We start from the raw sequence: 26,175 nt of genomic DNA, 5'->3' as shown, positions 1-26,175 counted from the left end.
GTTCGGGCCGACAAGGCGCATCCGGTCTTCGTAGCGGAAGCGACGCATATAGCGTTTGACCCGCATCATGTCCTGGGAGGGGATGCCGTCGGTGATGCAGACGCAGAGTTTCAGGCCGGCTTCCGCTGCTTCCATGATCGAGTCGGCGGCAAAGGGCGGCGGCACGAAGACGATCGAGGCTTCGGCACCGGTCTCGCGCACGGCACCGCGGACGGTATTGAACACCGGAATGCCCTGGTGGACCTGCCCACCCTTGCCCGGAGTGACGCCGCCGACCACGTTGGTGCCGTAGCGCTTCATATCGTCGGCATGGAACGAGCCGATCTTGCCGGTCAGACCCTGGACGATGACACGCGTCCGGCGATTCAAGAGAACTGCCATTTCGACCTCCCTTAGTTCTTTTTTGATTTCGAGTAGGCGCGCATCGCTTCGACCGATTTCTCGGCCGCCTCGGCGAGCGTATCGGCGACGATCACCTTTTCGCCCGACTCGGCGAGAATGCGCCGGCCCTCTTCGACATTCGTTCCAGCGAGCCGGACGACCAGCGGCACGTTGACGCCAACTTCGCGGATCGCCTTGATGACGCCCTCGGCCACCCAGTCACAGCGGTTGATGCCGGCGAAGATGTTGACGAGGATGGTCTCGATGTTCTTGTCGGCGAGGACGGCGCGGAACGCCTTGGCCACGCGTTCGGGCGACGCACCGCCGCCGATGTCGAGGAAGTTCGCAGGCTCACCGCCGGCGATCTTGATCATGTCCATCGTCGCCATGGCGAGGCCGGCACCGTTGATGATGCAGCCGATGTTGCCTTCGAGGCCGACATAAGACAGGCCACGGTCGCTGGCGAATGTTTCGCGCGGGTCTTCCTGCGACTTGTCGCGCAGTTCCGAAATCTCGGCGCGGCGGAACAGAGCGTTCTCGTCGAACGACATCTTGGCATCGAGCGCGATCAAATTGCCGTCCTTGGTGATGACGAGCGGGTTGATCTCCAGCATCGAGGCGTCGAAATCGCGGAAGACGCGGTAGCAACCGAGCAGCGTGTCGACGGCCTTGCCGATCAGGCTGTTGTCGAGGCCGAGACCAAAGGCGATCTCACGAGCCTGAAACTGCTGCATGCCGGCACCTGGATCGACGATGGCGCGGATGATCGAGTCGGGCTGCTTTTCGGCAATCTCCTCGATCTCCATGCCGCCTGAGGCGGACGCCACGATCATCACTCGCTCCGACTTGCGGTCGAGCACGATGCCGAGATAGAGCTCCTGGCGGATATCGACGGTCTCCTCGACATAGAGGCGCGATACCAGCTTGCCCTTGGGGCCGGTCTGGTGCGTCACCAGCTTGCGGCCGAGCATGGATTCGGCAGCCTCTGAGACCTCATTATCGGTGGTGCAGATGCGGATGCCGCCGGCCTTGCCGCGGGCGCCGGAGTGGATCTGCGCCTTGACCACCCATTTGCCGCCGCCGATCTCGCTGGCGCGATAGGTCGCCTGCTCCGGGCTGTAGGCCAGGCCACCGCGCGGAATCTGCACCGAGTAGCGGGCGAGCAGTTCCTTGGCCTGATATTCATGAATATCCATGTCGAACTCCTCCTCAGTTTGGCAGGCTGTTGCGCGACCGCGCCGACTGCTCGATTGCGTCGTGCATGACCAGGACGTTGCGGGCCATGCGTTCGGATGCGGCGTCGATCATCTTGCCGTCGAGAGCTGCGGCACCCTTGCCCTGCTCCTCGGCCTCCTTGAGCACTTCGATGATGCGGCGGGCGCGGGTGACTTCCTTTTCCGGCGGCGAAAATACGGCATTCGCCAGTTCGATCTGCGAGGGGTGGATCGCCCACTTGCCTTCGATGCCGAGTGCAGCGGCACGCTTGGCGGCAGCGATGTAGGCTTCCGGATCGGAGAAGTCGCCGAACGGTCCGTCGATGGGGCGAAGGCCGTAGGCGCGGCAGGCGACCGTCATGCGCGACAACGCGGCGTGCCACTGATCACCAGGGTAATCGGGGTTGAGACCGCCGATGCTGACGGTACGCGCCTTGCAGCTCGCAGCATAATCGGCAACGCCGAAGTGCATTGCCTCGAGCCGGCCGCCATAAGCAGCGATCGCTTCGACATTGGCCATGCCAAGTGCCGTTTCGATCAGGGCTTCCAGGCCGACACGGGTCTTGAAACCCTTGGCCATCTCGATCTGGCTGACCATGGCATCCACCGTATAGAGATCGGCGGGAACGCCGACTTTCGGCACCAGGATGGTGTCGAGCTTGTCGCCGGCCTGTTCCATCACATCGACCACGTCGCGGTACATGTAATGGGTGTCGAGGCCGTTTATGCGAACCGAAATGGTCTTGCCCTTGGCGCGCCAGTCGATTTCGTTCAGCGCCTGGATGATGTTCCTGCGCGCCCGCTCCTTGTCAGGCGGCGCCACCGCATCCTCGATATCGAGGAAGATGTAATCGGCTTCACCATCGGCGGCTTTGCGGATCATCTCCGGGTTGGAGCCCGGCACGGCAAGTTCCGAGCGCTGCAGGCGCAGCTTGCGGAGGTGGTGGAGTGTATGGCTCATGCGATCCTCCCTCAGGCTGCCTTGGCGACGGCCGGCTGAGCCGACAGGCGGTAGTGCTCGAGCGCGGCACCGACGCCGGAACCCGGCTGAACCTTGACGCCGCAGTCGCGCAGCGACATTTCGGCCGCCGAAATCGCACCGCACATCATCACTTCATTGACCCAGCCGAGATGGCCGATGCGGAACACCTTGCCGGCGACCTTGTTGAGGCCGACGCCGAGCGAGGTCTGGTAGCCGTTGTAGGCGCGGCGGACGATGTCGGCGCTGTCGATGCCCTCCGGAACCACGATCGCGCTGACCGTGTCGGAATTCCACTTCGCTTCCTTGGCGCAGACGCGCAGACCCCAGGCGTCGACCGCCTTGCGCACGCCGGTCGCCAGCCGGTGGTGGCGTTCGAAAATGTTGTCGAGGCCTTCGTCCTGGATCAGGTCGAGGGCAGCGCGCAGGCCGCGCAGCAGCTGGACCGCCGGCGTATAGGGGAAGTAGCCGGTATCGTTGGCGCGGATCTGGTCCTCGAACGAGAAGTAGCAGCGGCTGAATTTCGCCGACTTGGCAGCATTGAGAGCCTTCTGGCTGACCGACAGGAAGCCGAGGCCGGGCGGCAGCATGAAGCCCTTCTGCGAGCCTGACACGGCGCAGTCGACACCCCACTCCTCCTGGCGGAAGTCGATCGAGCCGACCGACGACACGCCGTCGACGAAGAGAAGCGCCGGATGCTTGGCAGCGTTGAGGGCGGCACGCACGGCGCCGACATCGCTGGTCACGCCGGTCGCGGTTTCATTGTGGGTGACGAAAACCGCCTTGATGCGGTGCTCCTTGTCGGCTGCGAGACGCTCGGCATAGATCTCGACCGGAACGCCCGTGCCCCACTCCACATCGACGACGTCGACGTCAAGGCCGAAGCGCTCGGCCATATCGACCCACAGATGCGAGAACTGGCCGAAACGCGACATCAGCACGCGGTCGCCGGGGCTCAGCGTGTTGGTGATCGCCGATTCCCAGGCGCCGGTGCCCGAGGATGGGAAGATGAAGGCGCGGCCGGTCTCGTTGCGAAAGACCTTCATAAGGTCGGCGAACAGGCCACGCGTGAATGCAGGATAATCCGGAGCGCGCATGTCCTCCATCGGCATGTTCATCGCCTGCCGGACGGTCTCCGGAACGTTGGTCGGTCCTGGAACGAAAAGCTGATTGAAGCCGGCCATGAAAAGTCCTCCCGAAAACTGTTGCGGCGCAGTGCCTGTCTGTGGCTTTCGGGAGGATGATCGGTTTTGCACTGCCGGCTCACAACACCTGCCGGGATAGATTCGCGGACCTTTGGGCGTTGGACCGAGCCTACTCTTTCAGATGTGCCGACCCCCTGTCGGATAGGGCGAAGCCTACCCGGCAACCGCGCGCAACGGGCCAGTTCCGCTCACGCAAACTTGTCAGCAAAGGGACTCGTTCTGCGTGAACTTAGGTTGATAATAGGCCGAAGAAGGAACGGCCATGGACATCAAGACCCTCGGCTTCCTCGCGGCGACAGCGCTCTATGTGCTGCAGCCTTTGCCGCTCGTGGCCGACGATGCGCCGCCGAAATCGGGCAATTCCATTTTCGACCGCGCCGTCGAACTCGTCGTCGACAATTTCCACGACGCGTCTGCGTTGCCGCGGTTCGTCGCCGCGGTCAGGCAGGAGATTGGCAGCGAGCCACTGAACGCGGACAGCCCGGACGCGCGGGTCGACAAGGCGATCGACACCGTGCTTGCCAGTCTTCAGGCCTCCCACACCGGCCGTTTCGAACCAGACACGATCGCCTATTTCGAACTCGCCGACATCTTCCGCTTTGCCATCCGCAATGACATGCGGCGGCTGTTTCCGCCCGACGGCCAGGTCAGCTACCCCGGCATCGGCATGATTGCCGAACCGCGCGCGGGATCCCTGTTCGTCAGCGACGTCTATGACGGCTCGCCGGCGGCGGGGGCAGGAATCCTGACCGGCGACGAAATCCTTTCGGTCGACGGCGCCCCTTATCATGAGATCGCATCGTTCCGCGACAAGGTCGGCCGCACCGTCGAGATCAGGCTGCGCCGGAACGCCGGAGCTGAACCTGTCTCCATCAAGGTTGGGGTGGAGCGGCTGCGCCCGCTCAGGACCTTCGAGCGAGCGATCGAGGCAAGCATCGGCATCAGCGAGCGGGGCGGAAGGCGCGTAGGCTATGTCAGGCTGTGGACCCTTTCGGCGTCTGACGGTCTCGACATCGTTGCCCGCGAAATGGCCGACGGTCGCCTCAAGGACGTTGACGGCATGGTCGTCGACCTGCGCGGACGATGGGGCGGCGGCCCTTCCGATGCCGCCGAGCTGTTCGTCGGCGACACGCCGACATTCCGGCTGATCCAGCGCGGCGGCAAGGCAACGCTTGCCAATGTGCGCTGGCAAAAACCGGTCGTCGCCATCATCGACGAAGGCGCGCGAAGCGGGCTCGAATTGTTCGCTTATGCGCTGAAGAGCAACGGCATCCCGCTCGTCGGCGCCCGAACCGCCGGTGCGTTGCTGGCCGGGCGTGCCTATCTGCTGTCCGACGACAGCCTTCTCGAAGTTGCGGTCTCCGACGCCGTCATCGGTGACGACGTGCGGTTGGAGGGTGTCGGTGTTGCGCCCGACATCCCGGTGGCCTTCAGCCTGCCCTACGCCGCGGGCCGGGACCCGCAGCGCGATGCCGCCGTGGAAGAGATGCAGCGCATCCTCGACAGCCGCTGAGCTCCATCACACCCCGGTCGTCGGACGATGCCTGGTGCCGTCGATGAAGCGCTCGTAGCGAAAAGCCGTGGGGTCCACCAAAGGCTTGTCACCGGTGACGATGTCGGCCGTCAGCCTCCCAGCGGCCGGGCCAATCCCAAAACCATGGCCGGAAAATCCGGTGGCGATGACCAGCCCGGGCAGCGATCCAACAGGCGCAATGACCGGCACGGCATCCGGCGTGGCATCGATGAAGCCAGCCCAGCGCTGCAGCGTGGGCACGCCCTTCAACACCGGAAACACCTTCTCCATATTGGCACGGGCAGCTTCGAGCGGAGCAACGGCCGGCGCCGGATCGAGCGTGCGGTGCCGCTCATAGGCACTGCCCTCGCCTTCCAGCCTGGGTGAAAGCCCGAAGGGGCCGCCGAGGAAATCGCCAAAGCGCAGGCCGACAGAGCGCCACTCCCGCGACAGGATCGGCAGGAAATCGGTGACGTAGCGGAAGCTGTCGGGGTTCACATGATGATAGCTGATCGTGCCGTCGGCGATGGTATAGCCGCCGTCGAGGCGCTTGCGATAGGCAAAGCCTTCCGTCCAGGCGGCACCGTCGGGACCGCCCCGAACAGGACCGGTCCGCATCACCGACGAGCGTACGGCAAGCTGCGGCAAGCGGATGCCGACCGACCGGCAGAGCTGGCTCGACCATGCGCCGCCGGCGATGACGACGGTGCTGGCGCGGATCGGACCGTTCTCGGTCACCACGCCCGAGACACGGCCACCCTCGGTCTCGATCTCGCGTGCCGCACAACGCAAAAGGATGCGCGCGCCGGCGCGCTGGGCGGCACGGGCGATCGCCGGCGCTGCCTTCTGCGGCTCGGCCCTGCCGTCGCTCGGCGTGTGCAGTGCAGCCCGGAACGTCTTTCGCCCTCCGGGCATCAGCTCGGCCAGCGCCCTGCCCTCGATCATCTTGCTGTCGAGCGCATAGTCACCGGCGCGCTTCACCCATTCGGCATGGTGTTCGACGTCGCTTTCGTCCTGGCAGAGATAGAGGATGCCGGTGCGGCGAAAGCCCACGTCCTCGCCGACCAGCTCCTCGATGCCGCCCCACATCTTCAACGCTTCAACGATCAATGGCAGCTCGCGGGGGTCGCGGCCCATACGCCGGCACCAACCCCAGTTGCGGCTCGACTGTTCGCCGGCCACATGCCCCTTCTCGCAGACGACGACCGAGATGCCTTTCCTCGCCAGGAACAGCGCCGCGCTGACGCCGATGATGCCGCCACCGACGATGACGACATCGGCACTCTTCGGCCGGATGTCGCCAGCAGGAACCGGATCGACTGGAGGCCCCATTCATTTCTCCCAATGTGCCAACGGGAGGCGTCCCAACCCGTCTTGAAAATAACATACAGTACTGTATGCATTGACGTCTAATTCATGCAATGCCGCCGAAGCTATCCGGCGATCGAACCGGGGGGAAGAGCCATGTCGCCGCGAAAGATCATCATCGATACCGACCCCGGTCAGGACGACGCCTTTGCCATCCTGTTTGCACTTGGCTCGCCCGAGCTTGAGGTGATGGCGCTGACTACCGTCGGCGGCAACGTGCCGCTGGCGTTGACCTCGCGCAACGCGTTGCAGATCGCCGAGCTCGCCGGCCGCTCCGACGTGCCGGTCTATGCCGGCTGCTCGCGCCCGATGGTCAAGGCGCTCAAGACCGCCGAATATGTCCACGGTCCGACCGGCATCGACGGCTGCGTCCTGCCCGAGCCGACCAAGCCGCTGCAGGACCAGCACGCCGTCAACTTCCTCGTCGATACGCTGATGGCCGCTCCCGAAGGCGAGATCACCGTCTGCACGCTCGGGCCGATGACCAATCTCGGCATGGCGATGGTGATGGAGCCGCGCATCATCCCGCGCATCCGCGAAGTGGTTCTGATGGGCGGCGGCTTCTTCGAGGGCGGCAATGCCACGCCCGCCGCCGAGTTCAACATCTGGGTCGACCCACATGCGGCCGCTGTCGTGTTTGACTCGGGCGTACCGGTGACAATGGCCGGCATCGACTGCACCTACACCGCCCAGATGACGCCGGAATGGCTGCAACAGCTGCGTGCGCTCGGCACCCGCTCGGCCATCGAAGCCGCCAACATGGCCGACTTCTACCGCCAGTATGGCTCGCACAAATTCCCGACCGAGGCCCGGCCCATCCACGACGCCTGCGTCACCGGCTACCTGCTCGCACCGCATCTCTACGAGCAGAAGCAGTGCAACGTCACCATCGAGCTGATGTCGCCCGAAACCATCGGCATGACCGTGGTCGATTGGTGGCACGTCACCGGCCGCCGCAAGAACTGCAACGTGCTGCGCCGCATCGACGCCGACGGCTTCTTCGCGCTGATGCTGGAGCGCTTCGGCAACCTCCCCTGATGAACGACGAGATGAAGCGCAGCCCAACTTCTCCCGAACGATCGGCCAGGTCCGAGACGCGGAAAACGCTGTCGCGCGAGGCGTGGATTGCCGCTGCCATCGCTGCGCTGGAAAAGAAGGGCATCGCCAACGTGAAGATCGACCACCTGTCGAAACAGCTGAAGGTCACGCGCGGCAGCTTCTACTTCCACTTCAGGAACCTGAAGGACCTGCTCGACAGCCTTCTGGAGGAATGGCGCCAGCGCAATTGCAAGCCGTTCGAGGCCCTCATCGACCAGGACGTCATCGACGGTCCGGCGTTCTTCGACGCGATAACAGGCGTGTGGATCAGGGAGGACCCGTTCAGCCCACGGCTCGACCTGGCCATCCGCGACTGGGCGCGCAGCTCGGCGGTGATTGACCGCAAGGTGCAGGCGCAGGACGATTTTCGTATGGCATTGCTGGTCAGGGCGTTTGCCACGATGGGCTATGATGAGGACGAAAGCCTGATCCGGGCCCGCATCACCTACTTCCAGCAGATCGGCTACTACGCCACCCACTTCAAGGAGCCGCCGGCGGACCGCAAGCGCTTCCGCTCGCTCTACACCAAGATCCTGATCGGCTCCGACTAGACCAGCTACTTCGAGGAAACGAAATGTCCCTGCCCGTGCCTTACCTCTCCGCCCGAACGCTGACCGTCGTCAAGAAGATCGACACGACAGGCGCAGCACGCATCGTCAATCTCGGGCTCAACGAGAGCTGGCTGGGTTCTGCACCGGGCGTTGTCGAGGCAATCCGTGACGCAGCACCAAACGTCTACCGTTATGCCGATCCGAACTGCGGCACCATGCGCGCGGCAATCGGCAAGCAGTTCAACCTCGACCCGGCCCGCATCGTCTGCGGCAACGGCTCGGAAGAGCTGCTCGATGCCGTTGGCCGCGTCTATGCGCGCGCCGGCGACGAGATCCTGTTTCCGGCCTATTCCTTCCTGCAGTTCGCCATCGTTGCCTACCGCCTCGGCGCCAAGGCGGTCGAAGCACCTCTTGGCCCCGACTTCTCCGTCGATGTCGATGCGCTGCTGGCCGCCGTCACGCCCAAGACGCGCGTCGTCTTCCTTGCCAATCCCAACAATCCCACCGGCTCGGTGGTGCCGATGGACGAGGTCGCGCGGCTGGCGCGTGAGCTGCCGTCGCATGTCGTTCTGGTGCTCGACGCGGCCTATGCCGAATATATCGATCCGGCAGAAGCGGTGGCGACCTTCGAGATCGCCGATCGCCACGCCAACGTCATCGTCACACGTACGTTCTCCAAGGCCTACGGCCTGGCCTCCGCGCGTGCCGGCTGGGCCTATGCCTATCCGGAGGTGGTTTCCGCACTGAACAATGTGCGCGGCATCGGTAACGTCAACGGCCTGGCGCAGGTGGCGGCTACTGTCGCGGTCGGCGAGCAGGACTTTGTCCAGCACGTGCGGACCCGCACCGCCGAAGAACGCGACTATCTCGAAGGCGAACTGCGCAAGCTCGGTTTCGAGATTTCGCCGAGTGCCGCCAACTTCGCCTTCGTCCGCCTGCCCGGCGCCTATGCCGGCTGGGCCCAGGCGACCGTGGCGCGGCTCGCAAGACAAGGTTTCATCATCCGCTCGAACGAAGACTACGGCCTGCCGGAATGGCTGCGCATCTCGATCGCCGACCGGGTCGATCTCGATGAAATGCTCACTCTTTTGCACGTCGAGGTCCGCGCCGCCAACGGCTAGGTGGCAACAAATCCAGCGGCTTTACGTGGAGGGCGAAGCATGAACGCCTAGGAGGTCCTTCTGCTGTCTGGCTCCAGTTCTGGTGAAACCCAACCTGGCCAGACCAAGCCGGACTTCATCTGCCGCCATGAACAGCTTCCACAAGAGCCCGGTTCTGTGGTTTTCGATCATTGCGACGATGGGGCCCTGGTTTATGGCCAGATAGGTTCGGGCATACCAGTTGCGGTTTTCGCAGAACGCATCGACAAAGCCGAAGCGACCCCAGATACGACCTCTCGGTTTGGTCAGGAAACCGCGCAGGGCGGCCATCGCCTGATCGGGCACATAAGGGAAACTTGAGAGGGCCGCGCTCGGCGTGATGATGCCGACATCCCTGTCGGGCGCATGCGCCATGTAGGCCGTCGGCCCGTGGGATGCGGTAAGCCCCCAGCAATCGGCGCCGTAGCCTTTGTGACCATGCGGGTTGAGCACGCAGTGCCGGTGATTGATCAATGCGTGGCGAGTATTTTGCTCCCAATAGTCGGCATAGCGATCACTGAGACCATTTGGATCGAGGCCGCAGAATGAGTAGTGCGCGAAGAAGAGCGGTCCGCCAAAGTTAGTTCCAAGCGGCAGGACGATGCCGTAGTGGTCACGCCCGTTTTGAAAGGTTGGTCCGCCAGCAAAACCGTCGTGGTAGCAATCCGGATCAATGGCATGATGTTGCGATCCCGCCGCCAGAACGAATGCAAGCAGGCACTCGTTCCAGCCCTCGATGGGACTGTTCATGGCCCAGCCATGCCTGGGGCTCCAGTGCCAGTAGAGCTTGCCTTTCCGCGCAAACCAATCCCACTCGGCCTGAGCCAGCAGCGCGTTCACCCGAGCGCGAAAACGCCGCTCTTCGCCTGCAGGTTGGTCGAGATATTGCCGGGCACAAATCAGGCCCTGAAATAGGAACGTCGTCTCGACGATGTCCGCGCCATCGTCCTTTCGTCTGAACGGAATGGTGTCGCCCGTGCTGCCATCGATGAAATGTGGGAACATGCCGTGATAGCGCGGCGAGCCCTCTAGCAGATCGAGCATCCGATACAACCGATGAAGGGCTTCGGCGCGATCGACCCAGCCGCGCTCCACCGCAACGATGATGGCCATGATCCCGAAGCCGGAGCCGCCGATCGCCACGAGATCGTTCGGCGCATCGCCGGCGGTCTTCTGGCGGTCCCGGGCAAGACCGCTGACCGGATTGGCACTCTCCCAGAAATAGCAGATCGTCTGACGCTGCACGATATCAAGCAGGGCGTCATCGGGCAGTTCGGACGGATCTTCTGGAAGGTCGATCATCGAAGGCGAGGCAAGAATCATGCTTCTAGTATGCAGCCAAATCCGTCATTGAAGGGGCCGCTCGCACAGCCCAGTCAGACGACGTCGTCTTACGAGCCATGCCTGCCGGTCATGCTTTCGATCTTGATCCTGTAAAATACCGATGGTGAGGCGACCAACATTGGTGGAGCGCCGGGTTTCAGACTTCCTGGCTCCCACCAGTTGGCGTGTTGCTGAAGCAGAGACCAGGCATGATCGCGATCGCGTCGCCACTGTGGCGTCTCTGGCAGTTCCTCAAACATGCCGAAGACGATAACGCTTCGCCATTCTCGATTGGCGCCCACTTCGTCGACCTGAACACACACCTGAGCATTCTCGCGCATCCAGTCGATCTTCTGGCCCTGCATCGAAAAGCTATACAGATGATTGTCCGAAAATGCGTAATGAAAGGGCACAAGATAAGGCCGATTGTTTCTGACACAAGCCAGCCGTCCGAGCCGATGCGCCGACACAAAGGCAATGTTTTCGTCTCGCGTCATCTCCTGCACGATCATCGCCTGCCTCCTGCTTCCCCGAGTCCGGCGTCTGCCGGCATAGCGGCGGCGCCGTGAGACGCCGCCCCGAATGAAGTTTAGCTTGGATGGTTAGCTGGCCTTGGCCACATGCCAGACGCCGCCAACGCCTTCGCCGTTCATCTCGCCTGCCTTCTTGTCCTTGGCGTAGGTGTAGAGCGGCTTTCCGTCATACGCCCACATCTTGGTGCCGTCGGTCCGGTCAACGACAGTCCATGCGCCCTCGGCTTTTGACTTGGCATCGGCCTTGAGCGCTGGCCAAGCTGCAGCACAAGCATCATAGCAGCTGGATGCGCCTGCCTTGTCCTTGTCGAAGGTATAGAGCGTCATGCCCTTCATATCAGTGTATATTTCGCCCTTGGGCGTCTTCGCCATCATTGCCGGCTCAGCTGCAAAACCCATTCCAGCGGTCATAAGTACAGCTGCAAGTCCAAATGCAATGCGTTCATATTTATATTCCTTATTATTGGTGGGCGGTCGAATGCCGCCATAAATAAAACGGCTGGCCGCTGATGTTCGTTCCTCCATTTTCAGAAATATTTGCTGCACGGGAATAATTGAACGTCGGTGTAGACGCGATCTTGATAAAGGCGCAGGGTCGGTTGTCGGCCGCTTGTCTCAGGGCGCGGCTGATCGAGGGCGGCCATCGTGCCCTAGCCCCAATTGAAAGGAGGACACGGTGTCTTCCAACCATCCGACTTCCGAAGACATCAGACAGAGAGGGCGCTTGCTAGCCAAAATCCGGCAACGTGGCTCTCGGCCTGAATCAGACAGGATTGCTACCATAACGCGATTTCCGGTTGACAGCTGCCAAGGTGGAGCGAGAACCGTCGATGGCTTTCGCAGGCGCTTCGCCAACGACGCACGCCAGTGTAAGGCCATGGATTTGGCCGTCGATCGGTGGGGCGACGAAGGCGGCGCGATCGCAACGGCATCACCCAAACCTCACAGGCCCCCAAAGGGGGAAGCTGATCGTCGACGTGTCAATGACACCGCCGGCAAGCGGCGGCGCGCAAGCGATTTCCACCAACGCAATCGCCTCAGCTATCCAGGCGGCCATTGATGCTCCGAGCGAAAAGAGCCCCTGATGGCTGAACTGCATCAGCGCGGCGTCGAACTCGTGCGCCAGCTTCTCGATGTGGCGGACGACCCGCACGCGGTCACCCAGCAGGACATGCAAGCCCTTCTGCGCGAAGCAGCCCGGATTCTCAGCGGTCTGCTGACGCGGGACATGCCGACCTCGCGACTGCACGATGAGGCAGAGTGACCTTGGGTGCGCATCATCGCAGCGAGCGCAAGTTATGCGGCAAACCTGGCACTGAGTGCCTAAGTGGATCGCCGAACTTCGGCAACCTCATCTTCCCGACTGTCCTGCACTGGAGCAAACGATGACACTCGCCTTTCCAAACAGAAGCCGCAGCTATGACGCCGCGAGAAAAGCCATACGTTTCCTGGGCTACGATGGCACGTTCGAAGTTCCGTTCTTCGTCGAGGTTCAGGCGCTCAAAGCCAGCCAACCGGCGGTCGACAGTGAAACACGATATCTTGCCGCATTCGATGCGGCGCGCATTTCGATCCAGGACGTCGCTCGTGAAGTCTATTCCCACGGGCGCAAGCGTTTGTATGTGCTGACCGCACACGACTTCAGGTGACGCGTCGCGCCGGCCGGCCTGAGGTCGGCCTTTGTCGGAGCCGCCGCCAGGACGGCTCCGACAGGGACAGTCAGGCCTTGGTCGTTACCGCTCCAGTCGAAGGCTCGCGGCCTGCACTGCGGTGCTGCCACCAATCACCGAGCAGCAACAGGATCGGCGCCGCGATGAAGATCGACGAGGTCGTCGCGATGAACACGCCGAACACCATCGGAATGGCGAAGTTCTCGACGGCACTGCCACCCCAGATCGCCATCGGCAGCATCGACAGCAGGATGGCGACGGAGGTGTAGATACAGCGCGCGAACACCTGGTTGATGCTCATGTCGATGATCTCGCGCAGCGGCATCTTCTTGTACAGGCGCAGGTTCTCACGCATGCGGTCGTAGACGACCACCTTGTCGTTCACCGAATAGCCGATGATGGTCAACAGCGCAGCAATCGCCGTCAGGTTGAAGTCCAGCCCGAACAGCGCAAAGAAGCCCACCATCTTGGTGGTATCCAGCACAAGCGTGGCGATGGCGCCGATGGCGAAATTCCACTCGAAGCGCCACCAGATGTAGACGAGCATGGCAAGAGCGGCCAGCACCACGGCCAGGATACCGGACTGCGCCAACTCGCCGCTGACCTTCGGACCCACCACTTCGGTGCGTTCGAACTTCACGCTTGGATCGAGCTTCTGCACGGCGGCCTTGATGGTGTCGACGGCAGCGGTCTGTGCCGCTTCGCCACCCTCCTGGCGCTGGACCCGGATGAGCACATTGCCGTCGCTGCCGATCTGCTGCAGCGCCACCTCGCCAATGTTCAAGCCGCCCAGCGTGCTGCGCAGCTGTGCCAGATCGGCCGGCGTCGACGTCGCGATCTCGACCTGGATGCCGCCCTTGAAGTCGATTCCGTAGTTGAGGCCCGGCTTGAAGAACAGGCCGATGGAGGCCAGCGACAGGAAGATCGACATGCCGATGCCGAGGTAGCGGGCCTTCATGAACGAGATCGAGGTCTTTTCCGGGAAGAAGCGGATCAGCGGTTCGATCGTGATCGTCTTCAGCCGCTTGCGGCGCACAACCGCGGCCATCAGGATGCGCGTCACCGAAACGGCGGTGAACATCGACAGGCAGGTGCCCAGGAACATGGTGATGGCGAAGCCGCGCACCGGGCCGGAGCCGAACATGAACAGCAGGCCGGTGGCGATGAGCGACGTCACGTTGGCATCGACAATTGTCGAATAGGCGCGCTTGAAGCCATTGTCCAAGGCGGCAAAGGCGCTGAGCCCCTTCTTCGATTCTTCCCTGATGCGTTCGTTGATCAGGATGTTGGCGTCGACGCCGAAGCCGATGCCCAGGATGATGCCGGCGATGCCGGGCAGGGTCAGAGTGCCGCCGATCAGGGTCAGGACGCCGAAGGTCAGGATCAGATGCAGCAACAGCGCGAAATTCGCGATCATGCCCCAGGTGCCATAAAGCGCGACCATGAACAGGACGACCGCAACGAAGCCGGCAACGCCGGTGTAGATGCCCATCTTGATGACGTCGCCACCAAGGTCGGGACCGACGGTGCGCTCCTCGATGACGGTCAGCGGTGCCGGCAGCGCGCCGGCGCGCAGAAGGGCCGACAGCGTCACCGTCTCTTCAACGCTGAAGCTGCCGCTGATCTGGCCGGAACCGCCGGTGATCGGCTCGCGGATGTTTGGCGCCGACAGCACCTTGCCGTCGAGCACGATGGCGAAAGGTTTGCCGACATTGGCGGCGGTGATCTCGGCGAACTGACGTGCGCCGACGCTGTCGAAGCGGAAGGAAACAAGCGGTTCCTGAGTACGCTGGTCGAAGCCGGCGCGCGCATCGGTGAGGCGTGCGCCATCGAGCGCGACGCGGTCCTCGACCGGATATTGTGCGCCGGACTTGGCGTCCGGCAGCATGGTGACGCCGCGCGGAAGCGGCTCGCCATTGGCGACGTTGGCCACCATGTGGAATGTCATCTTGGCAGTGCTGCCGAGCAGTTCGCGCAAACGGGTCGGATCCTGCAGGCCCGGCAGCTGAACCAGCATCCGGTCGCTGCCGACGCGCTGGATCGTCGGCTCGGCGACGCCGACCTGGTCGACGCGCTGGCGCACGATCTCGAGACTCTGCTGGAGTGCAGCGTCGAGCTTGTCGCGCTGGCCAGCATCGGTCAGCACGACCTTGATCTGCTTGTCGGCAGTGGTGACCTCGATGTCCGGCTTGCCGCCGCCAAGTCCGAGGCCGCCGCTGACCGGAACGGCCAGTGACTGCAGCGTTGCCAAGGCTGTCGCGCGCTGCGCGTCGTCGGCAATGTTGACGACAATGGCATCGCCGGCAAGACGCGCCGACGAAGCGTTGATGCGCTCCTTGCGCAAGGCGCCGCGCACATCATCGAGCAGCGAGCGCAGGCGGTCGGTCTTGAGTGCCGCCGCATCGACTTCCAGCACCAGGTGCGAGCCGCCCTGGAGGTCGAGGCCGAGCGTGACCTGCTGTTTCGGGAACCAGCTTGGCAATGCTGCCAGTTGCTTGGCGGTGAGGGCGTTGGGAAGCGCGGCAATGATGCCGGCCAAAATGATGATGGTGTATGTCACCACCACCCATCGGGAGGTCCGCATATGATCTGATCCTGCAAAACCATCGCCGCGGCGTCATGGCGCGCGAAAGATGGTTGTTAGTCCTGGTGATGCGATGCCCCATTGAGCCCGCATCATTCATGGATTTTCAGGAGAATGCCGGTGGCGCGCGCGCGCTGTAGATCAGCGTCGAAGATTGAATATCCGCATGCAGGACCAGCTCGGAGCGTGGCCTGGAAATGGCCGCTTCGGGCGTGTCTACCCTGGACGGGATCAACGCCGACTTGCCGTCATCATGCTGCGGCAGCGCCTTGGCGCTTCGCCAATCGACGACGACGAATGTCCGCTCGGGAATGGCGGGACCGGTGTGCCGTCCGCGAACGTCCATCTGGCCTGGAACGGGTTCGGTGGCAGCGGATGCCACAGGCATGCTGTCGACCAGCGATCCGCCGACCATGGCCAGAATCACCGCCAAGCATAGCAGCATGGCCGGCAACATGCCGGTCGCAAGCGATCTATATGCCTTGGTCTGCTGCATCAGGCGGTGGCGCGGTCCGTGGTCTCTGGGGCTGATTTGCCCAAGGAGCCTCCCAGTAAGGCATTTTGATGGATACGCCAAGCAAGTCTCGTCGCTTACGCAGCGGCCGTCGATGCAAGCGCAACGCCGGGTACCAGGCTAGGCATAGAGATATCCGACCCCTCGAATGGTCTTGATCACCTCAGGCTTGGAAGGATCAGCCTCGATTTTCTTGCGCAATCGCGAAATCCGGATGTCGATGCTGCGGTCGAACGGGTCCCAGCCGCGGTCATGCGCAAGTTCGAGCAACTGGTCACGGTTGAGTATCCGTCCCCGGTTCTCGGCGAACACCTTGAGCAGCCGGAACTCCATCGGGGTGATCGCTATGTCCCCGCCGTCGGCGTCGAACAGCTTGCGCGAATCCAGGTCCAGCCGACAGCTCCCAAACTGGGCGCTCTGGGGCCCGAGAGCATTTTCTGAAACACGGTCCCGGCCCGTTGTCCTGCGCAGAACCGCCTTCACCCGTGCCAGCAGTTCGCGCAAATCGACCGGCTTACCGATGTAGTCGTCGGCACCGATCTCGAGGCCGACGACCCGGTCGATGATCTCCGCCGAGCCCGTCAGCATGATGATCGCGACCTCGGAATGCTCACGCAGGTAGCGCGCGAGAGAGAGGCCGTCTTCGCCGGGCATGCGGATGTCGAGGATCACGACATCGACGGGTTGGCTCTCGACGATCTGGCGCAAGGCCGGCCCGGCATCGGCAGTCGTCACGGCATAGCCGTGGCGCTCCAGATACTCCGCGACCATGTCGCGGACATCTGGCTCGTCATCGCAAACGACGATCTGCGAATTGGCAGTCACCGGGTCCTCACCTCAACTGGGAAAGTACCCCTCTTCGGCGAGGGCGGCAAATCAATCGGCATCGTTCACGCCTGCCTGACGACCAGCCCTGAAACAAACCGGCGCAATTCGATCGGCTTCACCGGCTTTTCCAGATAGGGCCGCTTTGTGGCGCGCAGGAAGATCTGCGCATCCGGGCTGATCGTGTCGCCGGTCAGGAAAGCGAGCCTATCGACCTCGGCCGGATGGTAGTCGGCGATGTAGTTGTACAGGCGCCGGCCATCCATGCTCGGCATTTTCAAGTCGCTCAGAATGACGGCAAATGTCCGTTTCCTCAGCTGCGTCAACGCCTCTTCGCCCGACCGCGCGACGACGACAGTGAAGCCGTCGCGCATCAGGACTTCGGCGATCAGGTCGGCAACCTCCCTTTCGTCATCCACCACCAGGCACGACAGGCCCGCCGAGCTCGATGGCTCTTCGTCGGACGGCCCCGATGTTTCGACGAGTCGATCGGAAGCCGGCAGCGAGACGACGAAGGTTGAACCTCCGCCAGGCACGGTCTCGACCTCGATCGTTCCCTGGTGCGATTGAATGATGCGATGGCAGAAGGACAGGCCGATGCCCGTGCCGGCGCCGACCTCCTTGGTCGTGAAGAACGGCTCGAAGATGCGGGGCAGGATTTCTTCGGAAATCCCGGGGCCGGTGTCGGTGACGCTGAGGGTGATATTGCCGCATTCCGGGTGCCGCCCCGTGGCAACCAGTATCTTTCTTGGCCCCTCCCAATGGTGAAGCGCGTGCTCGGCGTTGACCAGCAGATTGATCAGCACCTGACTGAGCTGATCGGGATCGCCCCAGATCGCCGGCAGATCCGGTTCGAGATCGAGCATGAGCTTGATATCGGAAGAGCGGATCGAATAGTTGACCACTTCGAGTGCCGCGGAAACAACCTCGTCTATCGACACATTCATGGCGCGCGTCGGCTGTTGCCTGGCCATCGCCAGGAAAGTCTTGACGATACGGGCGCAGCGCTCCGCCGCCTTGCTGATCTTGTCCGCCCGCTCGATCGTCTTGGGATCGACCGATGTCTCTTTCAGCGTCAGCGACATGCCGAGCACCACCGACAGTGGATTGTTCAGCTCATGGGCAACACCGGCGAGCAACCCGCCGAGCGCCGACAGCTTCTCGTTCTGGTGCAGCTTCTCACGCTGATGTTCCAGTTGCTTCTGCAGCTCGATGCGGTCGCTCAGGTCATATGTGTGGGAAACGATGACCTGCTCGCCGTGGAAATCGATCAGGCGAGACGAAATCGAGCACCAGAATGTCTGGCCGTCGCTGCGCCTGAGCTGGGTTTCGAATTCGTCGACGGCGCCATCGCGCAGCAGCCGTTCGACATATTCGTCGCGGTAACCCGCAGTGGCGAAGTGATCCAGCGCGCCGGCGACGTCGCCAAGCAGCCTCGTCGTCGCCGGGCTGCTGTATAGCTGCTTGCCGTCATGGGCGCGCGTCATCTGGATGCTGACGGGGCTGGCCTCCAGGACCCGGCGCACCAGGTCGTCGGCTTCCTTGGCCGCCAGTTCAGCCCGCTTGCGCTCGGTGATGTCAAGCCGGGTGACGACGAAGCCGCCCTCTCGCGTCGGACTGTTCGAAACGAAGAACCAGCCACCGTCTGCATGCTGGAACTCCTGCTGCCGGTATTCGCGCCGATCCCGGGCCCGCTCGGCCAGCCACTCGTCGATCTTGTCGCCGGGAACGCGGAACTGGCTGCGTTCTGCGGTCACGCGAAGGAAGTCGAACCAGTTCACCCCCGGGACCAGCACATCTGCGCAAATGGCATGCATTTTCCGGTACTGGCAGTTGGCCAGCACCAGACAATCGTCCTTGTCGTAAAGGGCGAAGCCTTCGGCCAGCGACTCGATCGCGTCTGTCAGACGGTTGTTTGCCTGGCGCGTCTGTTGCTGCGCCATGATCATGCCGTTGATGTTCGTTGCGTTGGAGACGATCACCTTCTTGCCCTGGAAGTCGATCAGCCGTGCAGAGAGCGATCCCCAGAAGATGGTGTCGTCGGAACAGTACTGCCGCACGCGAAAGTCGTCGATGCTGCCCTTGTCCAGCAGAGTACGCACCAATGTCTCCCTGTCGCCGGGGTCGACATAGTAGTCTGCGATGTGAGGACGATCGCCATAGAGTTCGCGGCTGGCGGGGTTGCAGTACAGCGTTTCGCCCTCGATCGTCGACATGCGGGTCGGCGAGGGGCATGCGTCAAGCACCCGTTGCATCAGCGACGTCGCCTCGCGCTCCGCAGCCTCGGCCTTCTTGCGCTCGGTGATGTCGAGCACGCCGATGACCAGCGACGGACGCGCGCGAAAGACGCTTCGCCGCCAGTTTGTCGAGCACCAGACGTGTGACCCATCCTCGCGCTGCATCTGGATCTCGCAGTCGCGCAGGATGTCGTTGCCGTGGACGCGGCGACACGCCTGATCGAATTCGTCCGGGTTCACGAAATGGTCGGTGAGGAGCTGTTGCTGTTGCGGCTGCCATTTGCGGCCAAGCAGGTGCGACCCATCGAGGCTCTCATAAAGGATCTGCCTGCTTTGTTCGTCGACGACCCAGACCGGCAGCGGGTGGCTGTCGGTGATGCAGCGGAAGATCTCGGCGCTGCTGAGATGCGCGATCTGGGCCAGCTTCATTTCGGTGATGTCGGTGCTGATCAGTGCGATGCCGGCGCCAAGGCGGGGGTGGCTTGTCAGCAGTTTCCAGGCGCCGTCGACGGTTTGCGCCTCGATCGGCGACACATTCGGCTGCCGCCAGCGCAGCACCGCGCGCCGCACGAAATCGTCGCTCTGTTCAACTGCGAGACCATCGAAGCTGGAGAACTGACGAAGAACCCGGGCAATGGCTGCGATGACATTCATCGGCGGCTGCTCATCGCGGGGCTGGACAATGCCGCCAAAAATCTCGGCGTTGGCGTCGACAAGCATGTCGTCGCTGTCGAAAAGCGCGTAGCCCGTCCGAAGATTCACGGCCGGATCACCAGCTCGCATGATCGTCTCCTCAATCCTGAGCGCGGCCACTTCACGGCGGCGTGAGCGCGGCGGATGATTACAAGCCTTCTGTTTCGGTATGAGGTCGAATCTCCCTCACTTTGTTTCAATTGCTTCGGTCTGATGGCCATTTTCGCGCAATCGCGCGAACAAACGAAACCTTTTTCCCAGGCTCAGAAAAAGCGCCGAAACAGGCCTGAGCTAACTTCCGCCATGTCGACTTCGTTGGGTCGGCTCCCGGCATGCGGAAGCAGCCAGTCTATCAAAAACCCACGGGATGTTGATAGGCGGCCCTTCAGCAGGCGAGGCGCCCGGCAAAGTCGAGAACGCGAACGTCCCCAAGGAGACATGAGATGCGATCGACCATTCTAGCCTTTTGTGCTGTTCTGCCGACCTTCGACATGGCGCATGCTTTCGACATCGCTTCCACCTTTCAGTTCCCGCCCGCCGGGATGATGTCGTCACTGCACGAGCCTTTCACCGCCCCGTCCTCGCGGATCGTGAAGAAGCGAACCGACGTCTATTCACGCGTGTCGCTGGGCGCGACACCAGGGCGGCTCACCTCGCGCCGCCTGTTCAGTGTCCTGCCACTGTCTGCAACCGCCGACAATGGGAACGGCTCGATCTCGGGGCACGGCTCGATCGGGCTTTCGTCGGCCGCTTCGATGGCGGTTGGCGGCCCTGCTCGCCCGGGCAGCCGTCATGTGCCCTGCGGCAACCCGCAGATCGACTGATCATCGCCACTGAAACAAACGAAACACTTCTCCCTGATGCCGGGAACATGCCCGAAACAGGAGAGGTCTAGACCAGCATAGCCGACTTGGCACAGCTCAAAGGAGTTCCAGGACATGACTACCCTGACCATCCGATCACCCGCCGCCGGCCTCGTTTCGTCGCTGGCTTCGCGGATCGCGGCCGCCCATCGGGCATTCTGGCTGCGTCGCGCCCATCGCCGCGCGGTGTGGAACCTTGGGGAACTTGACGACTACCTGCTCAAGGACATCGGCGTGGCCCGCTCTGAAATCCAGTCGCTTGTCAGCGATCCATCCGGTGACCGGAAGCGCGGCCATGAACACGATGTGGAATAGCGCTAGCTGGCAGTCCGACCCGGGCCCAATCTGCCAGCCTGTACTCAGCAACACCGTACTCGCGCTGCACGGCTCTGCGAGTACAGGCAGGCTGTGGCAAGGCACCGCGGACTACCTGCGCGGCCGCCACCGGCTGATCGCACCTGATCTGTCCCGTTACGGCAGCAATCGGACGGCCGGCAACATCCCCGATGTTGCCGGCGTCGTTATTGGCGCGATGGCGGAGCCGATGCACCTTGTCGGACATGGGCATGGTGCGGCGGTGGCGTTGGAAATCGCGCTGTTGCGGCCCGAACTGGTCAAAAGCCTGACGCTGATCGAGCCCGCACTGTTCCATCTGCTGCGTGACGGGGCTCCGACCGACCTGGCGTTGTTCGCCGAGCTTGCCAGCATGGCTGCAAAACTGACGACAACAGCAAGTAGCCCCAACCCGACAGCCGGCATGCGTGCCTATATCGATTTCTGGCACGGCGCAGGGGCCTGGCGCAGGACCAGCGAAAGCCTCCGGCAAGAGCTTGAGCATCATGCGGATCAAGTGGGTCGGGATCTTGCCGCAGCACTTGCAGCAGCCTGGCCGGCAAGACGCTGCCGCAGGCTCGATTGCCCGACACTTGCGATAATGGCATTGGACAGCCCTGTCGCCAGCTTGCGTGTCACCGAAATGGTGGCCGAAGCCGTTCCCGATGCACGGCTCGCCATGGTTGCCGATGCCGGGCATATGGCGCTGCTGACCGACCCCCACATCGTCAATCCGATGATTTCAGCACATTTGCGAACCGCCGACCGCGTACGCTCCGTCCGAAAGCCGCGGCGTTCTAGGGTCCGAACCCATAAAAATGTTGGCATCGCTTCGGGTACAACAGTGCCGAATGGGCCAAGTCACGACGCTCGCAGGAACCCGTTTTTGGTCTGATTAAACTGATCCAGAAGCATGTCATTAATACTCGCCGGGTCCGACATCGTCTCTAGCGGCAGCAGCAATCCCGTGCCCAAGGCGCGCAGGCGCTCGGCAGGGGCTCCCATGTCGAACGTGCAGACCGGATAACCTGCCTCGAGCGCTATGGACAGCGTATAGGAATAGGTCTCCGGCCAAACGGAGGGCAGCAGGGCGACATGAGCCTTCACATCGTCTAGCGCGTCGAATACCTCATCCTCTTTGTAGCCGCCCGTGATCTGGATCTCCGAGGAGCCATTAAGCTTGGGGCTACTCGTGAAACCGACGATCGAAAACGCGATAGGAAGCTGGCGGCTTCGAGCATCGTCGATGCAGGCTTCCAGGATGCGGGCTCCCTTGTGATCACCGATGGCACCGATGGTCACGACTTTCAGCACTCCGCCCTCGTAGGGAAGCGCGACCCTGCGTGCAAAAGGCCTGTCCAGTTCGGCGTGCGGGCGCAGGACGATTTGGCGACCGGGATGGTAGCGGCCCATTCTCAGAATGACGTCCCGGCTTGGCGCGACCACTTCATTTGCGCCTGCGACAAAATCACTGTATCGCCGCCGCCAGCCATCAATGTCCGTCATATCAGTAGATTGCCAGTCGGGGTGAATGGTGTTGGCAGATTTGGGATTTTCGCCGATGCACCGGTTGCACTGCTCGACGCCCGCTTCACCGCAATAGTGCCCCGAGCTGTCGATAAGGGTTACCTGCGGGCAAACGGGCACATAGTCGTGCAACATGACGTCATAGGTCGATCCCAATTCGCGGGCCAGATCCGGGATCAGGTCGAGGATCTTGCTCGACCAGCGAACCGTGCTGTGGACCTCGATATGCGAAACGATGCCCCGGAGTTGCTCGGTAAGCGTCGAAAGGCTGCCTTCCACCGCAAAGGGTTCGAGATTTGCGAAATCGCCCTGCGATGCGACATTGGTGATTCTGAACGCTGTACCATCCCGCACGGGCACGGCACAAAGCAGCGTTTCCCTCCGCTCGACATGCCGGCAGCCGCGCGGTCAGCAAGGTAGCGATCGATGCCGCCACCCCAGCCGTGGGTAAAGCAAAGCACGACACGAGCGAGTCGACCCTCGACGAGACGGGCGATGTCCAGCCGTGCACGCGCAGCTTTGGCGGGATCGGCAGAGAGGTAACGCGCGACAGCGCCGGGGTATTGAGGGTGCTTCTTGACCAGCGCGCGGTAGCCGTCCTTCTTGGCCTGTGCAGCCCCCGAGCTGAATGACGTCTCGCCTGAATGAAAGACAAAGACATCGAGCGCGTGCAAGTTGCGCATGTTCTGCGCCTCGGCCCGAACGCAGAAATCATTCTCCTCGCCATAGCCGCGGCCAAATGTCTTGACGTCGAAATCGCCGATCTTCCTGAATGTTGCGCGCGTCACATACATGCAGAAGCCGACACCCGTCGGCACCTCGACTGCAGTGCCCCGGTTTGCCGCAGTCGCATACTCGTCGATCTTGGCAAAGGGAACATCCAGTTCGCCCGGATTGTCCTTGCAGAATTTCGGATAGCTGCAGATCGTGCCGTTGTTGGTGAACGGCGTCACAGTCGCCACCTCGCCACCCGTGACGTGATCTTTAAGCCGGTCGAGCCAGTCGTTGAAGACCTGGGTATCGCTGTTCAACAACAGCACGTCACGATCGGGGTGCAGTGCGATGCCGCGGTTCACTGTCGCGACAAAACCCAGGTTCTTCTCGTTTCGCAGCAGCGTGATGAGGCCCATCCCGGCAAGCCGATCGAGCGCGCGCGACAGCTCGGGCTCCGGCGAGGCATCATCGACAACGATCAGCTCGAGATCGGTCCTGTTCGTGCTCGTCAGCACCGACATGATGCAAGCCAGCGTGTCGGCGTAGCCGCGATAGACAGGAACAATCACATCAACCGTGGCAGGCGACGCGACGGGAGCAGCGATATGAGCGGCCAACGCCTCGAAATCACCCCAGTCTGGAGCTGCCGGGCGAAATGACGGCTTGAAATGGTCGTCGCGACCGGCGCCCTGAAGATGCTGGCTTAGCAGCATCTTCCTCCTGTCCGCATTCGGATTTGCATTGAGATAGGATGCTGGATCGAAGTTTTCGTTCGGCCACCTGCCCTCCTTCTCGCCACGCTCGATGTAATGCAGCAGCGGGTTTCCGCCCCAATTGCGGATGTCCGCATTGTTTTCAAGGTAGTAGGAGGTATCAAAGCCCTTGCATGGATCGCGCCCTTCATAGGCGCCAAAGAGCACGTAGTGGACCACCGGCTCGTGCCGGGAGGCCCCGACGTCAGGATAGCTGTCCTTGTACCACTCTCGGTCAAACAGCCCTGACTTGACCAGAGTTCGACAGATCTGCGCCAGTTCCGAACGTCCGAACTTGCGCGCCAGAGTTCCTAGTGCACTTCGCCGACGTGCGGCCAGCTGTCCGTCCGAAATATATTCAGAGAGGCGGTCAAGGCGAATGCGATACAGGCTGGCTGCCTCATTGAGCCGCGCGATTTCGCTTCGGTGTTTAGCAGCTTCCGCCTGAAACCTGGATGCAGTGGCCTCGGCCTCGGCCAGCGCGCGCTGTACAAGCGCCAGCTGTTCAATAAGGGGCCGGTCTGGGTCCGCATCATCCGCATAACGGAGTGCGGCCGCAGCTTTGGCTTCGGTCAGCGCCCGCTTTGCAACCGCCTGCTCTTCATTCAGAGCGACCAACTTGCGGTCACGGTCAGCATCATCGGCATGCCGGGACTTTGCGTCGGCCCTGGCTTCGGCAAGCGCACGCTTTACAACGGCCAGTTCTTCATTGAGGGCAACCCAGTTCCGATCGTGGTCCGTATCGTCGCCATAGCGCGGAGCAGCAACGAAGTGCGGCACCAGCTCATCGATGCCATCCACCCTCTTGCACACGCTGGCGCGACATTGCGACGGGACTTGATGATCTGCCGGCAGAAACAACAGCGCAGTCTCGTGTGCAACGCCGAATATGTTCTCCGGATCACCATTGCGGTTTTGCGTATTGTAGGCGGACGTTGATACAAAGTACGAGACGTAGTCGTGCGCGGACATCACATCAAACAAGCTGAAAGCATGCCCAATCGAGTTCACTTCGCAGAAGATTGCCGGTTTGTCGCGACTTATCGTCTTGAAGGCGCCTTTCAGCGCCAGCGACTCATAGCCTTCGACATCCATCTTGATGAAGGCAACCTGGTCGAACTGATAGTCGTCAATCGTTCTGACTTCCACGGCGATGTCATTTGAGCCGGCAACAGTTCTGACCGATTGCGCCCCTGCATTCACGTTTCGATCGTCAGGCAATCTGCCGATAAATGCTCGCCCGGCTTTCTCGCCGATGGCTACCGCGTGAACACTGATCTTCCCATCGAATTGTTCAGCATTGCGCGACAACAGGCTCGCCAATTGCGGCTGCGCTTCAAAGGAATGGACCTTCACATCATTGCTAAGGCTGGCAAATGCACGAGCGTGAAGTCCGACATGGCCGCCAACATCAAGGACCAGGCTGCCCGGCGAAATGAACTGTGCAAGGAAGTCGATCTCGATCTGCGCCCATTCGCCGTACTTGGATAACGAATCTGCAATTGGACGGTCGTGTGTCTTGATGAGCACAGGCCCATATCGCGTGGAGAACTCTGTTGTCCCCGTGGTCGCATTCATTCAGCAGCTACTCTTTTGAAATCCCTTGCATGCGCACCTCCGACCAATCAGCTATCCGAAGGCGAGTCGAAAACCTATCCGCTAACATCGACTAACGGGTATATATCCAGCGCATCCGCTCCGGCCAAGTAGACATTGTAAAAAGGCGCTGCTCCCGACATGGCATCGGCAGCGATCGGCCAACACGGCAAGCGTCGCTATCAACTCCACGGCGACAGGCATCCTCGGTACGAAGAACACCCGGGAACCGGTAGCTGCTCCTAGGGTCAGGACTTCGGTAACGAGGCCGTCCCAGTCAAGCGGCTTTGCGCATGGGAGGTCGGCCGCCAAGTGCGGTGATGAACACCTGCTCTTTCTGATCCGTCCTCTAGTAATTGCCGCCGTCGTCTGAGATCACCCCGGGTACATTCTTCGGTCCGTGGTCAGCGCGGGGCTGCCAACATGATGCTGGATCAATGCAATTCCGATGTGCCCATCTCATTGGCGTGCTCGATGTGGAATCAGCAACAGTCCGGACCACAATCATCGGACCGCGTCCCTGGGGGGACCTCGAGGGCCTGCTGTCATGCAGGCAACGGTTG

21 protein-coding genes and 2 pseudogenes are annotated in these 26,175 nt (G+C 62.1%); 9 read left to right on the top strand and 14 right to left on the bottom strand.

Annotated elements, in window-relative coordinates; genetic code table 11:
- From DY201_RS28560 to DY201_RS28545, 4 genes and pseudogenes are all read right to left on the bottom strand, one after another.
- Positions 1–381: pseudogene (locus tag DY201_RS28560) on the bottom strand (succinate--CoA ligase subunit alpha); the annotation flags it as partial.
- 11 nt (positions 382–392) lie between these two features.
- Positions 393–1,577, bottom strand: a complete 1,185-nt coding sequence (locus DY201_RS28555) for a malate--CoA ligase subunit beta (protein ID WP_115734699.1) — start codon at positions 1,575–1,577, stop codon at positions 393–395.
- A gap of 13 nt (positions 1,578–1,590) precedes the next feature.
- Positions 1,591–2,556 carry an HpcH/HpaI aldolase/citrate lyase family protein gene (locus DY201_RS28550; RefSeq protein ID WP_115734698.1) on the bottom strand — a complete coding sequence of 322 codons (966 nt, stop codon included), beginning with the start codon at positions 2,554–2,556 and terminating at the stop codon, positions 1,591–1,593.
- Between the two features lie 11 nt (positions 2,557–2,567).
- Positions 2,568–3,758, bottom strand: coding sequence for an aminotransferase class V-fold PLP-dependent enzyme (locus tag DY201_RS28545; protein ID WP_115734697.1), 1,191 nt, complete (start codon positions 3,756–3,758; stop codon positions 2,568–2,570).
- Between the two features lie 283 nt (positions 3,759–4,041).
- Here DY201_RS28545 and DY201_RS28540 point away from each other — a divergent pair, with 283 nt between their 5' ends.
- Positions 4,042–5,292, top strand: coding sequence for a S41 family peptidase (locus tag DY201_RS28540; RefSeq protein WP_115734696.1), 1,251 nt, complete (start codon positions 4,042–4,044; stop codon positions 5,290–5,292).
- A gap of 6 nt (positions 5,293–5,298) precedes the next feature.
- Here DY201_RS28540 and DY201_RS28535 read toward each other — a convergent pair whose 3' ends face one another.
- Complete coding sequence (locus DY201_RS28535) at positions 5,299–6,624, bottom strand: NAD(P)/FAD-dependent oxidoreductase (protein ID WP_115734695.1); 1,326 nt, start codon at positions 6,622–6,624, stop codon at positions 5,299–5,301.
- A gap of 132 nt (positions 6,625–6,756) precedes the next feature.
- Between DY201_RS28535 and DY201_RS28530 the strand changes: the two genes are divergently transcribed.
- Genes DY201_RS28530 through DY201_RS28520 form a run of 3 tightly spaced genes read left to right on the top strand, consistent with a single transcriptional unit; the run spans position 6,757 to position 9,430 of the window.
- A complete protein-coding gene (locus DY201_RS28530) occupies positions 6,757–7,698 on the top strand; it encodes a nucleoside hydrolase (protein ID WP_115734694.1) in 942 nt (313 codons plus the stop codon).
- Positions 7,698–8,309, top strand: a complete 612-nt coding sequence (locus DY201_RS28525; protein ID WP_115734693.1) for a TetR/AcrR family transcriptional regulator — start codon at positions 7,698–7,700, stop codon at positions 8,307–8,309. Before DY201_RS28530 ends, DY201_RS28525 begins: the two co-directional genes overlap by 1 nt.
- A gap of 23 nt (positions 8,310–8,332) precedes the next feature.
- The gene (locus DY201_RS28520; RefSeq protein ID WP_115734692.1) at positions 8,333–9,430 is read left to right on the top strand and encodes a pyridoxal phosphate-dependent aminotransferase; all 1,098 of its coding nucleotides are present in this window, start codon (positions 8,333–8,335) and stop codon (positions 9,428–9,430) included.
- Positions 9,431–9,451: 21 nt separating this feature from the next.
- Here the strand turns inward: DY201_RS28520 and DY201_RS28515 are convergent, their stop codons facing one another.
- The 3 genes from DY201_RS28515 to DY201_RS28505 form a co-directional block, all read right to left on the bottom strand.
- Positions 9,452–10,771, bottom strand: a complete 1,320-nt coding sequence (locus DY201_RS28515) for a glucoamylase family protein (protein WP_245432199.1) — start codon at positions 10,769–10,771, stop codon at positions 9,452–9,454.
- A 68-nt stretch (positions 10,772–10,839) separates the two neighbouring features.
- Positions 10,840–11,283, bottom strand: a complete 444-nt coding sequence (locus DY201_RS28510) for a pyridoxamine 5'-phosphate oxidase family protein (protein WP_115734691.1) — start codon at positions 11,281–11,283, stop codon at positions 10,840–10,842.
- Between the two features lie 90 nt (positions 11,284–11,373).
- Positions 11,374–11,715 carry a COG4315 family predicted lipoprotein gene (locus DY201_RS28505; RefSeq protein ID WP_115734690.1) on the bottom strand — a complete coding sequence of 114 codons (342 nt, stop codon included), beginning with the start codon at positions 11,713–11,715 and terminating at the stop codon, positions 11,374–11,376.
- Positions 11,716–12,388: 673 nt separating this feature from the next.
- On the opposite strand from DY201_RS28505, the gene DY201_RS28500 reads away from it, so the two are divergent.
- Positions 12,389–12,568, top strand: a complete 180-nt coding sequence (locus DY201_RS28500) for a hypothetical protein (protein WP_115734689.1) — start codon at positions 12,389–12,391, stop codon at positions 12,566–12,568.
- A gap of 121 nt (positions 12,569–12,689) precedes the next feature.
- Positions 12,690–12,953: a DUF1488 family protein gene (locus DY201_RS28495; RefSeq protein ID WP_115734688.1), complete on the top strand. Its 264-nt coding sequence runs from the start codon at positions 12,690–12,692 to the stop codon at positions 12,951–12,953.
- Between the two features lie 70 nt (positions 12,954–13,023).
- Here the strand turns inward: DY201_RS28495 and secD are convergent, their stop codons facing one another.
- From secD to DY201_RS28475, 4 genes are all read right to left on the bottom strand, one after another.
- Positions 13,024–15,558: a protein translocase subunit SecD gene (gene secD / locus DY201_RS28490; RefSeq protein ID WP_115734687.1), complete on the bottom strand. Its 2,535-nt coding sequence runs from the start codon at positions 15,556–15,558 to the stop codon at positions 13,024–13,026.
- 106 nt (positions 15,559–15,664) lie between these two features.
- On the bottom strand, positions 15,665–15,973 hold the full coding sequence (locus DY201_RS28485; RefSeq protein WP_165916024.1) for a hypothetical protein: 309 nt from the start codon (positions 15,971–15,973) through the stop codon (positions 15,665–15,667).
- A gap of 219 nt (positions 15,974–16,192) precedes the next feature.
- Positions 16,193–16,897, bottom strand: coding sequence for a response regulator (locus DY201_RS28480; protein ID WP_115734685.1), 705 nt, complete (start codon positions 16,895–16,897; stop codon positions 16,193–16,195).
- A 65-nt stretch (positions 16,898–16,962) separates the two neighbouring features.
- On the bottom strand, positions 16,963–19,896 hold the full coding sequence (locus DY201_RS28475) for a hybrid sensor histidine kinase/response regulator (RefSeq protein ID WP_165916023.1): 2,934 nt from the start codon (positions 19,894–19,896) through the stop codon (positions 16,963–16,965).
- Positions 19,897–20,270: 374 nt separating this feature from the next.
- On the opposite strand from DY201_RS28475, the gene DY201_RS28470 reads away from it, so the two are divergent.
- From DY201_RS28470 to DY201_RS28460, 3 genes and pseudogenes are all read left to right on the top strand, one after another.
- Positions 20,271–20,651 (top strand): hypothetical protein, encoded by a 381-nt coding sequence (locus DY201_RS28470; RefSeq protein ID WP_115734683.1) that lies wholly within the window; start codon positions 20,271–20,273, stop codon positions 20,649–20,651.
- Between the two features lie 201 nt (positions 20,652–20,852).
- Positions 20,853–20,954 (top strand): annotated as a pseudogene (locus DY201_RS29670) (YjiS-like domain-containing protein); the annotation flags it as partial.
- Between the two features lie 31 nt (positions 20,955–20,985).
- Positions 20,986–21,918 (top strand): alpha/beta fold hydrolase, encoded by a 933-nt coding sequence (locus tag DY201_RS28460; RefSeq protein ID WP_115734681.1) that lies wholly within the window; start codon positions 20,986–20,988, stop codon positions 21,916–21,918.
- Here the strand turns inward: DY201_RS28460 and DY201_RS28455 are convergent.
- Together DY201_RS28455 and DY201_RS28450 are read right to left on the bottom strand one after the other, a co-directional pair.
- Positions 21,885–22,829, bottom strand: a complete 945-nt coding sequence (locus tag DY201_RS28455; protein ID WP_131922409.1) for a glycosyltransferase family protein — start codon at positions 22,827–22,829, stop codon at positions 21,885–21,887. The genes DY201_RS28460 and DY201_RS28455 overlap by 34 nt on opposite strands.
- The gene (locus DY201_RS28450; RefSeq protein WP_115734679.1) at positions 22,727–25,594 is read right to left on the bottom strand and encodes an FkbM family methyltransferase; all 2,868 of its coding nucleotides are present in this window, start codon (positions 25,592–25,594) and stop codon (positions 22,727–22,729) included. The genes DY201_RS28455 and DY201_RS28450 overlap by 103 nt, the downstream gene beginning before the upstream one ends.
- Positions 25,595–26,175: the final 581 nt, after the last annotated feature.

This window comes from Aminobacter aminovorans (assembly GCF_900445235.1).
GTDB lineage: Bacteria > Pseudomonadota > Alphaproteobacteria > Rhizobiales > Rhizobiaceae > Aminobacter > Aminobacter aminovorans.
This window is presented reverse-complemented; position numbering and strand designations above follow the sequence as displayed.

What these genes read in the sequence shown, in the direction of transcription:
- DY201_RS28495 (WP_115734688.1), top strand. Translation starts at nt 12,690, where the DNA reads ATGACACTCGCCTTTCCAAACAGAAGCCGCAGCTATGACGCCGCGAGA.
- DY201_RS28535 (WP_115734695.1), bottom strand. Translation starts at nt 6,624, where the DNA reads ATGGGGCCTCCAGTCGATCCGGTTCCTGCTGGCGACATCCGGCCGAAG.
- secD (WP_115734687.1), bottom strand. Translation starts at nt 15,558, where the DNA reads ATGCGGACCTCCCGATGGGTGGTGGTGACATACACCATCATCATTTTG.
- DY201_RS28450 (WP_115734679.1), bottom strand. Translation starts at nt 25,594, where the DNA reads ATGAATGCGACCACGGGGACAACAGAGTTCTCCACGCGATATGGGCCT.
- DY201_RS28515 (WP_245432199.1), bottom strand. Translation starts at nt 10,771, where the DNA reads ATGATTCTTGCCTCGCCTTCGATGATCGACCTTCCAGAAGATCCGTCC.
- DY201_RS28485 (WP_165916024.1), bottom strand. Translation starts at nt 15,973, where the DNA reads ATGGTCGGCGGATCGCTGGTCGACAGCATGCCTGTGGCATCCGCTGCC.
- DY201_RS28540 (WP_115734696.1), top strand. Translation starts at nt 4,042, where the DNA reads ATGGACATCAAGACCCTCGGCTTCCTCGCGGCGACAGCGCTCTATGTG.
- DY201_RS28500 (WP_115734689.1), top strand. Translation starts at nt 12,389, where the DNA reads ATGGCTGAACTGCATCAGCGCGGCGTCGAACTCGTGCGCCAGCTTCTC.
- DY201_RS28530 (WP_115734694.1), top strand. Translation starts at nt 6,757, where the DNA reads ATGTCGCCGCGAAAGATCATCATCGATACCGACCCCGGTCAGGACGAC.
- DY201_RS28525 (WP_115734693.1), top strand. Translation starts at nt 7,698, where the DNA reads ATGAACGACGAGATGAAGCGCAGCCCAACTTCTCCCGAACGATCGGCC.
- DY201_RS28550 (WP_115734698.1), bottom strand. Translation starts at nt 2,556, where the DNA reads ATGAGCCATACACTCCACCACCTCCGCAAGCTGCGCCTGCAGCGCTCG.
- DY201_RS28505 (WP_115734690.1), bottom strand. Translation starts at nt 11,715, where the DNA reads ATGACCGCTGGAATGGGTTTTGCAGCTGAGCCGGCAATGATGGCGAAG.
- DY201_RS28470 (WP_115734683.1), top strand. Translation starts at nt 20,271, where the DNA reads ATGCGATCGACCATTCTAGCCTTTTGTGCTGTTCTGCCGACCTTCGAC.
- DY201_RS28555 (WP_115734699.1), bottom strand. Translation starts at nt 1,577, where the DNA reads ATGGATATTCATGAATATCAGGCCAAGGAACTGCTCGCCCGCTACTCG.
- DY201_RS28520 (WP_115734692.1), top strand. Translation starts at nt 8,333, where the DNA reads ATGTCCCTGCCCGTGCCTTACCTCTCCGCCCGAACGCTGACCGTCGTC.
- DY201_RS28510 (WP_115734691.1), bottom strand. Translation starts at nt 11,283, where the DNA reads ATGATCGTGCAGGAGATGACGCGAGACGAAAACATTGCCTTTGTGTCG.
- DY201_RS28545 (WP_115734697.1), bottom strand. Translation starts at nt 3,758, where the DNA reads ATGGCCGGCTTCAATCAGCTTTTCGTTCCAGGACCGACCAACGTTCCG.
- DY201_RS28460 (WP_115734681.1), top strand. Translation starts at nt 20,986, where the DNA reads ATGAACACGATGTGGAATAGCGCTAGCTGGCAGTCCGACCCGGGCCCA.